Source organism: Pseudomonas sp. IT-P294, assembly GCF_949767865.1.
Taxonomy (GTDB): Bacteria; Pseudomonadota; Gammaproteobacteria; order Pseudomonadales; family Pseudomonadaceae; genus Aquipseudomonas.
This window is the reverse complement of the sequence record NZ_CATKQW010000044.1, coordinates 165,339-177,652: the sequence shown is the minus strand read 5'-3', so window position 1 is coordinate 177,652 and position 12,314 is coordinate 165,339. Positions and strand designations below refer to the sequence as shown.

Sequence of the window (12,314 nt, the reverse complement as noted above, 5' to 3'; positions counted from 1 at the left end):
CCTGTGGCGTCAGACAATAAATGGGACAGATTTAATTCTCTGCGGAACAAAGGGAAAATAAATTTGCCCTTTTTTAGCCGCTTTGAGCCGAATCTCCTTTTCCCACATCAATTAGCAGCCCGCTCAATAAACGCCTTCCTTTTGGCATGCGCCCCCAGCGTGGCGAACCGACGCCAAAAGCTTTTCGGGGTACCCTTACCAAGCTGTCCCATTGTTTGAAGTGCCTGGAGTGCACTTAGCGCCTCCCCCTCTGTAAACATAGGGCCAAGCGCCTCAAGCGCCAATCTTGCATTACGTCGATAGCCGTAGTTCAAATCGTGTCCGGCTTGGGTCAGGCGATACATGGTCATGGTATGCAGCCTTCAAGGGTCATGAACCTTTTAGATTAGACGGGGTTAAGACTTGGTCGCACCGAAGTTCGCAAGGGCAAATACGCGACCTCCCTGCGGGGCTTGAGCTTGTTGGTATAGAAGTCGACGGGGCGAAGAAATTCGCACTCAGGTTCGCAGCGAACTCGGCCTTTGCCGAGTGCGAACCATCCCGAATTAGTGAAGCCGGCGCCAAGGCAGCAAGCAATGGCGATTTATTTCTATTAGCCGGAAAATAAATCGGTCCCCTTTTAAATTGATCGGAGCTCGCCCCTAGAAATCGCCGAATAATGTAGAAAAAACCGAAGCCGAAGGCCGCTTTCGGCCCAGATCGGATGAAAATAGATCTGTCACCTTTTCTGTGCCAACGTCAACTGGAACGGATTCTCTTAGCGCAGGAACCCTGGATTGTCCCGTTCGTATTCCAGCTGTCGGGCGAGTACGTCATACAGATTCTCGAAACCATTGAAACGCATCTGCCAACGCTCGATCCGGCGCTTTATGGTCGATTCATCCGAGACAATCAGGCGTACTTTCAAACGACGCATGCTCGCATGATCAGTTACTGGAATTGCTACTACCGGCATCTCTGCAAACACCCATCGGACTATGTCGGGTTTCGCGTGCTTGCGAAGCTTTGGGGATTTTCCAAAAGCGGCTAGAACCCGACTCGGCTCAGCCCCCACACTGCGGCCAAAACCGCACGAACCGTCCACCGTGCGTTTTACCGTGAGTAGGCCTATTTAATCGAAAGAATATTAAATCTACCCTTTTTTTTGACTTTCCGGTTATCAAATGTTTACTTCGGGGCAATACGAAGCTTAACAACAGGCAATGCACGAGGGGAACCGCCTCCATCGTACTTTGCAAACAAAACATCCTCCCCTATTTGAGGAAACTCGCCATATACGCACTCTTTATGAAAGAAGACCCTACCAGCCGATGACGAAATATGTCCATATGCACCAAAAACAAAATCACCTATTTTCCCTCGATAACGAGAAGCAGACGAATAACAAAGTTCGCTACACATAGAGACCAACTCATCAGCTGTGGGACGCTGCTTTGAGTCCTTTGTCATACAGATAAATGCAAGATTAATCAGTTCAGTTGCTAGCGGTGAAAATTGAGGATTGGCTGTTAAAAATGCTGGCACAGATGGCTTTTGTGCCGCTACGATTTTTGGCACTGCGCGAAGGCCTTGTCCGAATGGATATTCTCCCGTAAGCAAGTGGTACATCATTGCACCGATCGACCAAATATCGGCAGGTGCACCTACATCTCTAGGAGTGTCTATCGCTTCAGGAGCCATGTAGGGGAGTGCACCTACTGCTGTCTGTGATGTCGTTAAGCTTGCATCCCCCCCCTCCACAGCCTCAAGTAATTCATCCTCGGCCATTTTAGCAATACCAAAGTCAGTTACTTTAAGCTCCAACAACGAATAATCCCCCACGACCATTATATTCGTGGGCTTTAGATCTCGATGTACTACACCTGCATGATGAGCTGCGGCGACCCCCTTAGCGACATGGTGAAATACCTTAGCTGCGAGGTAAGGATCAAGAAACAACGAGTCCTCAAGCAGGGCTGCTTTTAAGTCTTTCCCCACTATAAGCTCTTCGATTAAAAACTGTTGACCATTCGCATTAATATAATCGAGGGTTTTTGCCACATTAGGGTGGTTTACCTTTGCAGCGACAACAGCACTTCGATGAAAGCGCTTCTCCGCAGATCTATTCTTTGGAGTCTTTAGGGCCACAACTCGACCGGTGACATTATCACTAGCTACATAAACAAACTGCATACCACCTTCAGCTAGATAGTGCTCAATTTTGTACCTACCACCAATCACATCATTCGGCGAAAGAGTACCAGTCATAAAACGATCTCCGGATGAGATAGATCAAAGGTAATGTATCTACGGCGACTTTTTTGCTCGGGAGCCCCAAGCGCAACTACACAAGCACCTGGAAGCTTCCCGCCTATGACAGCCCTACGGTTGTTTATAAACACATCACCAGATAAAGCACGAACAACAAAATCAAAACCGTCGTAAAAAATTTCAACATCCCCCATAGCCGGAAGACTAAGTACTACCGAGCGATTTGAAACACTCAAGTACGACGGCATCCCCTTATAAACCACTAGCGCCTTATGCCGATCCTGAAGTAAGTGCTTCGCCAGAACGTCTCGCACACTTACCATATTTGGTCGATTTTTTGGATCAATTTCAATACAAGAATTCAATACATCCAGCACATCGCCTCCGAGCTGAAAGTGTAACGCGGAAAACGGATTTACCTTTGAAGCCACTGGAGGCTGAACCATCAATTCATGCGGCAGCCCCCGAAGGCCTATGAATAAGGCCGTAGCCCCAAAGGCATAAGTATCTACCGCACTCGTGAAAGTCGCGTTATGAGCATAAAGTTCAGGAGCAGCAAATCCTTTGGTCCCTACAAAACCTACAGTCGCAGCATTCCCACCTTCATCTCGAGCAAGTCCGAAATCGAAAATCTTTACGATCCCCTCGGCATCAACCTTCATATTATTAGGCTTTATATCTCTATGAATTATGCCAACACTATGAATATCTGACAAACCTGATGCGATTTGCCACAATAATTTTAAATACTCATTAGCACTTGTCGGCGCAGTGGCATCATCAAAAAAGTCCAAGCCATCGACATACTCCTGCACAATGGCCAAGTCTTCGTGAGCCAGAGCCAAAACATCATATATCTGCACGACATGTTTAGAGCGCATTTTCAGAAGTGCGTTCAGCTCATCCAACACCCGTCGACGATTGGCGTCACCCGGCATAACTTTAATAGCTACTCGCCGCTCTAGAACCATATCATTACAAGGCAAAACCTGAGCCATGCCACCAACATGCGCTACTCCGTCAATCTTGTAACGATCCGCAATCAGCATCTTAAAACATCCTGTCAATTATTCTTATTCGGAAATTCCATTAACAACTGAGGAACTTCAGACTTTACCTTTTTTTGCTGAGTTTTCTCTTTTTTTACTGATACAGGCTTTTCTCTAGAGATCGTCTTTTGAGAGCTTGCTTTGCGTGCAGATGATGCCCCTCCCCCACCAGCTCGTGGCGCCGAAGCAATGGGTACGGCTGCATAAGCAACCGCAGGAGGGCGAGAGATATCTCTCCGTGATTTTATCAATGTGTCCAAAGAGGCACTTTCAAATACTAACTGCAACTCACCAAACGAATCCCAAACCTCTAGGCAATCATACGATGGCTTAACATCAGAATCCCAACTAGAGCTCATTGGCATTACGGCAACTGTTGCATTATCAGGGCCACCACACCAACTGGCCAATTCTACGAGGCGCTTGACACAAACACCCGGATCAGGAGAGTTAAAAATAATTCGCCCTAGCCAACTAGGACTCTTATCTAAATAATGCACACCATCAGTTGTGAGTATTACTGAGCTCTCTGGATCGCCGTAAATTTTTTCAATGTGTGGTTCAAGATCGCTCCCCATACCAATAAACTGAAGCAGTTTTGACTGTTCTATTTCAGCATCTTCTTTCTTTCCGAGCTGACCTGCGATTGTGTCATCTATAGAGACCTGAACCAGGCTGTTCCCAGAAGTAAGATATACTCGACTATCACCAACACTTAGCCAAACAACCGGATAGTTTGGCCTGACTAACACTGCGACCAGCGTCGAACCGCCTTCGTTTCTAAATTTGGAATGCACAGCTTCGTTAGCGGCAAAAACTGCTCGATGAAGCAAGTCCTCTGATCCAAAGGAACCGGTACGGGCGGATTCATTCAGTACCGCAATAAAGGTTCCTAGCGCTAGCGCAGCGCATGCGCCGCCATCACGCATTCCTCCGATACCATCCGCCACTGCGGCAACCGCGAAACGCTTGCCATCAACATCCCATCCATGTGCGACGATCGCTCGGTCTTGGTTTTCGTTACGTACGTTACCAATCTCACTTGCAACTGCAGCAGCCAATGGTATGACCCGACGAACGCCGGTTCTCGCAGTTCGGCGAGACAGCCAATCTGTAAGCTGGTTTTGAAATGGCAAATTCCAGTGGTTCATATCAGCCTTATCTAAATGCTTGCGTTCGCACCATTTTCTGGGAACGCTTGAATTGCGTTGCCGCTAGGATAGTACATACACCTCTAGCTTCGAGACGTTTTTAATAAATGGACAAATAATGGGGACAGTCCACATTTTTTCGTCATAGGTTGTTTGGGATCGCCCCCTTCGGAGGTTGCAGGGAAGGGATCTGCACTATACCCTCCCACCGTCGCTGCCAATTCAGCGACCGGGTGTGGTAACCCGAGTTATTCAAGGCGCAACAGCGCCCCAGACACGTCATCAGGCGCTTTTTTTATGCCTGCGGCGTGAGTCATGGCGGCTGTGCGTGGGACGCCCTCGGGCGTGCCGGTTTCCTTGATTCCCGGTTTACCACCCTGCGCACAGCTGTCACCCATTCGTGTGGTAACGAATCTGGCAGCTCCATATATCAAGGAGTCTGATAATGCGCAGCATCAATCCGTACAAAATTTGGCTGTTCCCTCAACGCGACTTTCAGTTGCGTAATGTTCCACTGTCCGCCCTCTCCCACCGCCTCTCCGTCATCGGAGGTGGCCAATGACCGATCAATCCGAGCTGAAAACCATCGGCCTAACCCCTGCCATTTACTGCGCCGATCTACCACTATTCCACGTAACTCGCGGCGTTCACCTCGGCGATGCATTAGCCATGGCTTCTGACTTTCTGTTTCTCGCCAAGAAGCTGAATGAAGATGCCGCGTACGCCACGGACACCGACCGCCACGCCTGGGCTGCGCATTATTTGACGGCGATGAGTAAGGCGGTAGTTGATGATGCGGTGAAGGTGCTGACGCGAGATCGGAAGGTTGCGCCGATGTCGAAGCAGGCAGCGGAGGCTGAAGAGTAGCTTCTGGTTTTTAGACGTCAGGCATAACACATGTAGGAACGGGTTTGGTCGCGGGCTTGGGCATTCAGCGGGACTGATGGTTGCCTTGAGTTTTTCGCGAGCAGGCTCGCTCCTACAGAGGGTGGTTGGAGCGGCGGTGGAAAGTTGGCTTAGACAACTTCCATGTTTCAGAAACAAGAAGGCCCGAACGTAATGCCGGACTGAGCCAGCACCAGAGGATCGGGCGCGATTGGGGTTGATGCTGTCGAAGCCTGATGATCATGTCAACGTTAACGGCACATAAAACACTGGTTTGTGACTACGCCCAAGCGGATGACGGCGATGGCTAAACAGGAGACGCAAGCTTTCAGCATTGATGTTGGCCGGTCTGGCCCTATCGCGAGCAGGCTCACTCCCACATTGGATGTGTATTGAGTCAGTTGGAGCCCCGAGTTTTTCGGGGCTTTTTAGTGTTTAGGTCACAGCAAGTGCTGGGATATCAGTTTGGAAATTTCAACCATTGATGTCCTGCCAGTGAATTCGAATTTCACTTTTCCCAGCGACGAGAAGTAAATCTCCAGTTCGGAGTCCAGGTCGAACGTGCCAGAGGTTTCCACCGAGTACGCCACGATGTTTTTGTAGGGCAATGAGGTGAAGTCTTTTTTGCTGCCGGTGATGCCTTGGACGTTGACTGCGATGATGCGTTTGTTGGTAAACACCACGCCGTCACGCATGGATTTATAAGAGTCGATAACGTGTTCGCCGTCGATCAAAAGGTCGGAAACGCGTTCGGCGTATTCGTCGTTTTGCTTGAGTTTGAAGAATCCTTTGTTGTTGAAATCAATCATCAGTCTTTCCCTGTTTTTCAAATGAACATCGTAAGCATGACGTCATAGCGCATTTGCCTCTACGCCGCCTCCCCTACTCCAAGTGTTCTGTCGCCCGCACCGCATTCTCAATCGCCCGAATGCTGATCGCCGCAAATATTGCCGTCATCAGCACCCCGTTGAATCCCAGCAAAATCGCCAGCACCCGCGAGACGGCCAGTTTCGGGACGAGGTCTCCATATCCGATGGTCAGGCCGGTCACGAACGCGAAGTAGATACCGTCAAACGGATCCCATCCTTCCAGATAGCTGATGATCAGACCGAACAGCACAATCAAGAACAGCAGGACGGAAAAAATCGGCCAGACCACGTGAAAGTAGAACCTGACGGCTTTGTAGAACTCTCGACGCACGTGTGCTGCATGGATGATGTTCATGTCATGGGCCCTTTGGGGGTTAGCCTGACCGGCAATTGAATGCTCGGCGTTTCAACTTCCTTTCAGCTTGGCACAAGCGAGGTCGATGGGCCGTTCATCGTCCTCAAGGGGTATCTGAAAGATATTTGGTGAGCAAACGCTACGCTTTGCGCTCTTCTAGACTTATTGGAGAGTCGTAGGCAGAACTGAGCACGTCGCTTTGGTGCAGATGAATCAAAAGCGGCGTGGCAAGCTGCCTTAATGCCCTTTATGAGCTGCGGCGAAGACCGTGCCGGGCACAACAAGATGCCCGCTCAGGGTGCCCTGGCCAACGGCCTGAAAATGCCACGATTCCGTGACGTGGTGTGAATGCCGCAGCCGACACTTTCGGACGACCGACAACCGCCTGGTTTGTCCGTGACCCGTGAGGAATGCTGTATGCCTGATGAGATGTTGCAATTGCCGATGGTCAACAGCGTGCTGGAGCGTCATAAACGCTCCCCGGGCGCACTGTTGCCCATTCTCCATGAGATTCAGGAGGGCATCGGTTACATCCCTGATGCCGCCATCCCCGAGATTGCCCACGCCCTGAACCAGAGTCAGGCGGAGATTCGTGGGGTGATCAGCTTTTACCATGACTTCCGTACCGCACCGCCCGCTCGGCATATCTTGCGTCTGTGCCGCGCCGAATCCTGCAAAAGCCGTGGTGCCGAGGCGCTTGCCGCGCAATTGCGCGAACGCCTGCAACTGGATGATCACGGCAGCAGTGCCGACGGCAGTATCAGCCTGCGTCCGGTGTATTGCCTCGGCGCCTGTGCCTGTTCGCCCGCCCTGGAGTTGGATGGCCAGGTGCACGCGCGGCTGAATCCTGAGCGTCTCGATGCCTTGCTCGACGCTTGCCGGGAGGACGCATGATGCCGTCTCTCTATTTACCGTGTGATTCGCTGGCCCGTGCGGTCGGCGCTGATGACGTGGCCTCGGCCCTCTCGAATCAGACTAATGTGGACCTGCAACGTAGCAGTTCTCGCGGCCTGTACTGGCTGGAACCGCTGCTGGAAGTGGACACCCCACAAGGCCGTATCGGCTTTGGTCCGCTGACCGCTGCCGATGTGCCGTCCGTGCTCGATGCGCTGCAAGGCGAGCCGTCCGCTCATCCGCTGGCCTTGGGTCTTGTGGAAGAGTTGCCTTATCTCAAGTCTCAACAACGCCTGTTGTTCGCCCGCGCCGGTATTACCCGGCCGCTGTCGCTGGACGATTACCGAACCCATGGCGGTTTCGAGGGTTTGAAAAGAGCCGTCACCATTGGCGGTGAGCAGACCGCGACGGACGTGTTCGATTCCGGCCTGCGTGGCCGTGGCGGCGCGGCGTTCCCGGCCGGGATCAAATGGCGCACGGTGCGCGCCACTCAGGCGGCGCAGAAATACATCGTGTGCAACGCTGACGAAGGCGACTCCGGCACTTTTGCCGACCGCATGTTGATGGAAGGCGACCCCTTCCTGTTGATCGAAGGCATGGCCATTGCCGGCATTACCGTCGGCGCCACGTATGGCTACATCTATGTGCGCTCGGAATATCCACAGGCTGTGGCCACTCTGCGCGAGGCGCTGGAGATTGCCCGGTCCAACGGTTACCTCGGCGCCAATGTCGGCGGCAGCGGCCTGGCTTTCGATATGGAAGTGCGGGTCGGTGCCGGCGCTTACATCTGTGGTGAAGAAACTGCGCTGCTCGACTCGCTCGAAGGCAAGCGCGGGATCGTCCGCGCCAAGCCACCGATCCCGGCGTTGCAGGGCCTGTTCGGTCTGCCGACCTTGGTGCACAACGTGCTGACGTTGGCCTCGGTGCCGCTGATTCTGGCCAAGGGTGCGCAGTTCTATCGCGATTACGGCATGGGCCGTTCCCTGGGCACCATGCCCTTCCAGTTGGCGGGCAATATTCGTCACGGCGGTTTGGTAGAACGGGCGTTTGGCCTGACCTTGCGCGAACTGGTGGAAGAGTACGGCGGTGGCACCGCCAGTGGCCGTCCTCTAAAAGCTGCGCAGGTCGGCGGCCCGCTCGGCACGTGGGTGCCGCCGTCGCAATTCGATACGCCGCTGGATTACGAAGCGTTCACCGCCATCGGCGCGATGCTCGGTCACGGTGGTGTGGTGGTGGCGGATGACACGGTGGACATGGCCCAAATGGCGCGTTTCGCCATGCAATTTTGCGCTGAAGAATCCTGTGGCAAATGCACGCCGTGCCGCATCGGCTCGACCCGGGGCGTGGAGGTGATCGATCGCCTGCTCGCTGCGCCTGACCAGAGCGGTCGCGAAGAGCAGGTGATCATCCTCAAGGACCTGTGCGACACGATGCAATACGGTTCGCTGTGTGCGTTGGGCGGCATGGCCCCGTTTCCGGTGGCCAGCGCCCTCAAGTACTTCCCCGCCGACTTCGGTCTGCAGCCCTCGGAGGCCGACCAATGATTACTCTCTTCGACCCGAAAACCGATATCGACCTGGGCACACCCGCCCGCGACAGCGACGTGCAAGTTACGCTGAGCATCGACGGTCGCAGCATTAGCGTGCCCGAAGGCACCTCGGTGATGCGCGCCGCCGCGTTGCTGGGCACCACGATTCCCAAACTGTGTGCCACCGACAGCCTGGAAGCCTTCGGCTCGTGCCGTATGTGCCTGGTAGAAATCGACGGCATGCGCGGTTATCCGGCGTCCTGCACCACGCCGGTCACCGAAGGCATGACCGTGCACACCCAGACGCCAAAGCTGGCGACCCTGCGCCGCAACGTCATGGAGTTGTACATCTCCGATCACCCGCTGGATTGCCTGACCTGCTCGGCCAATGGCAACTGCGAGCTGCAAACCGTGGCCGGTCAGGTGGGTCTGCGGGAAGTGCGTTATGGCTATGAAGGCGACAACCATCTGGCTGACGTGAAGGACACTTCCAACCCTTACTTCGACTATGACCCGAGCAAGTGCATCGTCTGCAACCGCTGCGTGCGCGCCTGCGAAGAAACCCAGGGCACGTTTGCCCTGACGATTACCGGGCGCGGTTTTGAATCCCGGGTCTCCGCTGCTGGCGGTGATAATTTCCTTGATTCGGAATGCGTGTCCTGCGGCGCCTGTGTGCAAGCCTGCCCGACCGCGACCTTGATGGAAAAAAGCGTGGTCGAACTGGGTCAGCCCGAGCGCAGCGTGATCACCACCTGTGCCTATTGCGGCGTGGGCTGCTCGTTCCGCGCCGAGATGAAAGGCGACCAGTTGGTGCGCATGGTTCCGGACAAGAATGGCCAAGCCAACCACGGCCACTCTTGCGTCAAAGGGCGCTTTGCCTGGGGCTACGCCACTCACCCGGATCGCATCACCAAGCCGATGATCCGCAAACACATCAACGACCCGTGGCAGGAAGTCAGCTGGGATGAAGCGGTGACCTACGCCGCCAGCGAATTCCGCCGGTTGCAGCAAAAATACGGTCGCGATTCCATCGGTGGCATCACCTCCAGCCGCTGCACCAACGAAGAAACCTATCTGGTGCAAAAACTCGTGCGCGCCGCGTTCGGCAACAACAACGTCGACACCTGTGCGCGGGTTTGCCATTCGCCGACCGGTTATGGCTTGAAGCAAACTTTGGGCGAGTCCGCCGGCACCCAGAGTTTCGACTCGGTGATGCAGGCTGACGTGATCCTGGTGATGGGCGCCAACCCCAGCGATGCCCACCCGGTGTTCGCCTCGCAGCTCAAGCGCCGCCTGCGCGAAGGCGCGCGGCTGATCGTCATCGACCCTCGGCGCATTGATCTGGTGGACTCGGTGCATGCTCGCGCCGAACTGCACCTGGCCCTGCGTCCAGGTACCAACGTTGCCATGCTCAACGCGCTGGCCCACGTTATCGTCACCGAAGGCTTGCTCAACCAGGCCTTTATCGACGCTCGTTGCGAGGACATCGATTTCGACCACTGGCGCGAATTCGTCAGCCGCGCGGAGAACTCGCCGGAAGCACTGGGTCCTGTCTGCGGTGTAGAGCCTGCCGACATCCGCGCCGCTGCGCGCCTGTACGCAACCGGCGGCAACGCGGCGATCTACTATGGCCTGGGCGTCACCGAACACAGCCAGGGCAGCACCGCTGTCATGGGCATTGCCAACCTGGCCATGGCCACCGGCAACATCGGCCGCGAAGGCGTGGGCGTGAACCCGCTGCGTGGGCAGAACAACGTTCAGGGTTCCTGCGACATGGGTTCCTTCCCGCACGAGTTGCCTGGCTACCGGCACATCTCCAACGAAGTGGTTCGGGCGCAGTTCGAACAGGCGTGGAACGTCTCTTTGCAACCCGACCCGGGCCTGCGCATTCCCAATATGTTCGAGTCTGCCTTGGCCGGCAGCTTCAAGGGCCTGTACTGCCAGGGCGAAGACATCGCCCAGAGCGATCCGAATACCCAACACGTCACCGCGGCCCTGTCGGCCATGGAATGCATCGTGGTGCAGGACATTTTCCTCAACGAAACCGCCAAGTTCGCCCACGTGTTCCTGCCGGGCGCTTCGTTCCTGGAAAAAGACGGCACCTTCACCAACGCCGAGCGACGCATCTCGCGGGTGCGCAAGGTCATGGAACCGCTCGGCGGCCTGGCCGACTGGGAAGGCACGGTGGCCCTGGCCAACGCCTTGGGCTATCCAATGAACTACAAACATCCGTCAGAAATCATGGATGAAATCGCCAGCCTGACGCCGACCTTCACCAACGTCAGCTACGCCGAACTGGACCGCCACGGCAGCCTGCAATGGCCGTGCAACGCCGAGGCACCGGACGGCACGCCGACCATGCACATCGAAGAATTCGTGCGCGGCAAAGGACGCTTCATGCTCACCGGCTACGTGCCCACCGAAGAGAAGGTCAACAGTCGCTATCCGCTGCTGCTGACCACCGGGCGCATCCTCAGCCAGTACAACGTCGGCGCACAGACACGGCGTACTGAAAACGTTGCCTGGCACGACGAAGACCGCCTGGAAATCCATCCGACCGACGCCGAGAGCCGTGGCATCAACGAAGGTGACTGGGTGGGCATCGGCAGTCGCGCCGGCCAGACCGTACTGCGTGCACGGGTCACCGAACGGGTTGCTCCGGGCGTGGTGTACACCACGTTCCACTTCCCGGAATCGGGGGCCAACGTCATTACCACCGACAACTCCGACTGGGCGACCAACTGTCCGGAGTACAAGGTCACCGCCGTTGAAGTCAGCCGCGTCTACCACCCTTCCGAGTGGCAAAAACGCTACCAGGCCTTCAGTGATGAACAGGACCGCTTGCTCAAGGAACGCCGGCATAGTCGTGGCGCAAAAGCGGAGGTGCGCCGATGAGCACTGAGAACCTGATCAAGATGGTCAACCAGATCGCCCAGTACTTCGCCATCGAACCGGACCATCAAAAAGCCGTGCTTGGTGTGCGTAATCATCTGCAGCTGTACTGGACGCCCGGCATGCGCAGGGAATTGCTGGCCTGGCAGACAGAGCATCATGGGGCTGATTTGCTCCCTCTGGCGCAAGAGGCGGTCAGCGGGGCGGGTTGGGAGGCTTAGGTTCACCCAAAAACCTGTAGGAGCGAGCCTGCTCGCGATAGCGTCAGTTCAGCCAGCAATCATGCTGAATGTTTTGACGCCATCGCGAGCAGGCTCGCTCCCACATTCGGTTGTTGAGTGCCTGGGATTTGTGATGCCTCCCAGGCAATCATCTCGCGCCTTTCATTGCCTGTTGAATCGCCCCTCTCACTTCAACACCCAGCCACTGATTTGCTATCGT

General features: G+C 55.0%; 12 protein-coding genes. 5 read left to right on the top strand and 7 right to left on the bottom strand.

The window, feature by feature from the left end; translation table 11 throughout:
• Positions 1 to 107: 107 nt before the first annotated feature.
• From ACM6I0_RS23625 to ACM6I0_RS23605, 5 genes are all read right to left on the bottom strand, one after another.
• The gene (locus tag ACM6I0_RS23625; protein WP_414923414.1) at positions 108 to 350 is read right to left on the bottom strand and encodes a hypothetical protein; all 243 of its coding nucleotides are present in this window, start codon (positions 348 to 350) and stop codon (positions 108 to 110) included.
• Positions 351 to 757: 407 nt separating this feature from the next.
• The gene (locus ACM6I0_RS23620; RefSeq protein ID WP_414923413.1) at positions 758 to 916 is read right to left on the bottom strand and encodes a hypothetical protein; all 159 of its coding nucleotides are present in this window, start codon (positions 914 to 916) and stop codon (positions 758 to 760) included.
• A gap of 251 nt (positions 917 to 1,167) precedes the next feature.
• On the bottom strand, positions 1,168 to 2,247 hold the full coding sequence (locus ACM6I0_RS23615) for a serine/threonine-protein kinase (protein ID WP_414923412.1): 1,080 nt from the start codon (positions 2,245 to 2,247) through the stop codon (positions 1,168 to 1,170).
• Positions 2,244 to 3,299 (bottom strand): serine/threonine-protein kinase, encoded by a 1,056-nt coding sequence (locus tag ACM6I0_RS23610; RefSeq protein ID WP_414923411.1) that lies wholly within the window; start codon positions 3,297 to 3,299, stop codon positions 2,244 to 2,246. The genes ACM6I0_RS23615 and ACM6I0_RS23610 overlap by 4 nt, the downstream gene beginning before the upstream one ends.
• 14 nt (positions 3,300 to 3,313) lie before the next feature.
• The gene (locus ACM6I0_RS23605; protein ID WP_414923410.1) at positions 3,314 to 4,450 is read right to left on the bottom strand and encodes a PP2C family protein-serine/threonine phosphatase; all 1,137 of its coding nucleotides are present in this window, start codon (positions 4,448 to 4,450) and stop codon (positions 3,314 to 3,316) included.
• Positions 4,451 to 5,008: 558 nt separating this feature from the next.
• On the opposite strand from ACM6I0_RS23605, the gene ACM6I0_RS23600 reads away from it, so the two are divergent.
• Positions 5,009 to 5,317 (top strand): DUF3077 domain-containing protein, encoded by a 309-nt coding sequence (locus tag ACM6I0_RS23600; RefSeq protein ID WP_414923409.1) that lies wholly within the window; start codon positions 5,009 to 5,011, stop codon positions 5,315 to 5,317.
• A 458-nt stretch (positions 5,318 to 5,775) separates the two neighbouring features.
• Here the strand turns inward: ACM6I0_RS23600 and ACM6I0_RS23595 are convergent, their stop codons facing one another.
• On the bottom strand, positions 5,776 to 6,144 hold the full coding sequence (locus tag ACM6I0_RS23595) for a PH domain-containing protein (RefSeq protein ID WP_090180398.1): 369 nt from the start codon (positions 6,142 to 6,144) through the stop codon (positions 5,776 to 5,778).
• Between the two features lie 73 nt (positions 6,145 to 6,217).
• Positions 6,218 to 6,559: a potassium channel family protein gene (locus tag ACM6I0_RS23590; protein WP_414923408.1), complete on the bottom strand. Its 342-nt coding sequence runs from the start codon at positions 6,557 to 6,559 to the stop codon at positions 6,218 to 6,220.
• 417 nt (positions 6,560 to 6,976) lie between these two features.
• Between ACM6I0_RS23590 and ACM6I0_RS23585 the strand changes: the two genes are divergently transcribed.
• Genes ACM6I0_RS23585 through ACM6I0_RS23570 form a run of 4 tightly spaced genes read left to right on the top strand, consistent with a single transcriptional unit; the run spans position 6,977 to position 12,094 of the window.
• Positions 6,977 to 7,453, top strand: coding sequence for a formate dehydrogenase subunit gamma (locus tag ACM6I0_RS23585; protein WP_285432227.1), 477 nt, complete (start codon positions 6,977 to 6,979; stop codon positions 7,451 to 7,453).
• The gene (locus ACM6I0_RS23580) at positions 7,450 to 8,997 is read left to right on the top strand and encodes a formate dehydrogenase beta subunit (RefSeq protein WP_414923407.1); all 1,548 of its coding nucleotides are present in this window, start codon (positions 7,450 to 7,452) and stop codon (positions 8,995 to 8,997) included. The genes ACM6I0_RS23585 and ACM6I0_RS23580 overlap by 4 nt, the downstream gene beginning before the upstream one ends.
• Positions 8,994 to 11,876: a formate dehydrogenase subunit alpha gene (gene fdhF / locus ACM6I0_RS23575; protein WP_414923406.1), complete on the top strand. Its 2,883-nt coding sequence runs from the start codon at positions 8,994 to 8,996 to the stop codon at positions 11,874 to 11,876. The genes ACM6I0_RS23580 and fdhF overlap by 4 nt, the downstream gene beginning before the upstream one ends.
• The gene (locus ACM6I0_RS23570) at positions 11,873 to 12,094 is read left to right on the top strand and encodes a formate dehydrogenase subunit delta (RefSeq protein WP_414923405.1); all 222 of its coding nucleotides are present in this window, start codon (positions 11,873 to 11,875) and stop codon (positions 12,092 to 12,094) included. Before fdhF ends, ACM6I0_RS23570 begins: the two co-directional genes overlap by 4 nt.
• The last annotated feature ends 220 nt before the right edge of the window (positions 12,095 to 12,314 follow it).

What these genes read in the sequence shown, in the direction of transcription:
- ACM6I0_RS23615 (WP_414923412.1), bottom strand. Translation starts at nt 2,247, where the DNA reads ATGACTGGTACTCTTTCGCCGAATGATGTGATTGGTGGTAGGTACAAA.
- ACM6I0_RS23595 (WP_090180398.1), bottom strand. Translation starts at nt 6,144, where the DNA reads ATGATTGATTTCAACAACAAAGGATTCTTCAAACTCAAGCAAAACGAC.
- ACM6I0_RS23600 (WP_414923409.1), top strand. Translation starts at nt 5,009, where the DNA reads ATGACCGATCAATCCGAGCTGAAAACCATCGGCCTAACCCCTGCCATT.
- ACM6I0_RS23580 (WP_414923407.1), top strand. Translation starts at nt 7,450, where the DNA reads ATGATGCCGTCTCTCTATTTACCGTGTGATTCGCTGGCCCGTGCGGTC.
- ACM6I0_RS23620 (WP_414923413.1), bottom strand. Translation starts at nt 916, where the DNA reads ATGCGTCGTTTGAAAGTACGCCTGATTGTCTCGGATGAATCGACCATA.
- ACM6I0_RS23590 (WP_414923408.1), bottom strand. Translation starts at nt 6,559, where the DNA reads ATGAACATCATCCATGCAGCACACGTGCGTCGAGAGTTCTACAAAGCC.
- fdhF (WP_414923406.1), top strand. Translation starts at nt 8,994, where the DNA reads ATGATTACTCTCTTCGACCCGAAAACCGATATCGACCTGGGCACACCC.
- ACM6I0_RS23585 (WP_285432227.1), top strand. Translation starts at nt 6,977, where the DNA reads ATGCCTGATGAGATGTTGCAATTGCCGATGGTCAACAGCGTGCTGGAG.
- ACM6I0_RS23625 (WP_414923414.1), bottom strand. Translation starts at nt 350, where the DNA reads ATGACCATGTATCGCCTGACCCAAGCCGGACACGATTTGAACTACGGC.
- ACM6I0_RS23605 (WP_414923410.1), bottom strand. Translation starts at nt 4,450, where the DNA reads ATGAACCACTGGAATTTGCCATTTCAAAACCAGCTTACAGATTGGCTG.
- ACM6I0_RS23610 (WP_414923411.1), bottom strand. Translation starts at nt 3,299, where the DNA reads ATGCTGATTGCGGATCGTTACAAGATTGACGGAGTAGCGCATGTTGGT.
- ACM6I0_RS23570 (WP_414923405.1), top strand. Translation starts at nt 11,873, where the DNA reads ATGAGCACTGAGAACCTGATCAAGATGGTCAACCAGATCGCCCAGTAC.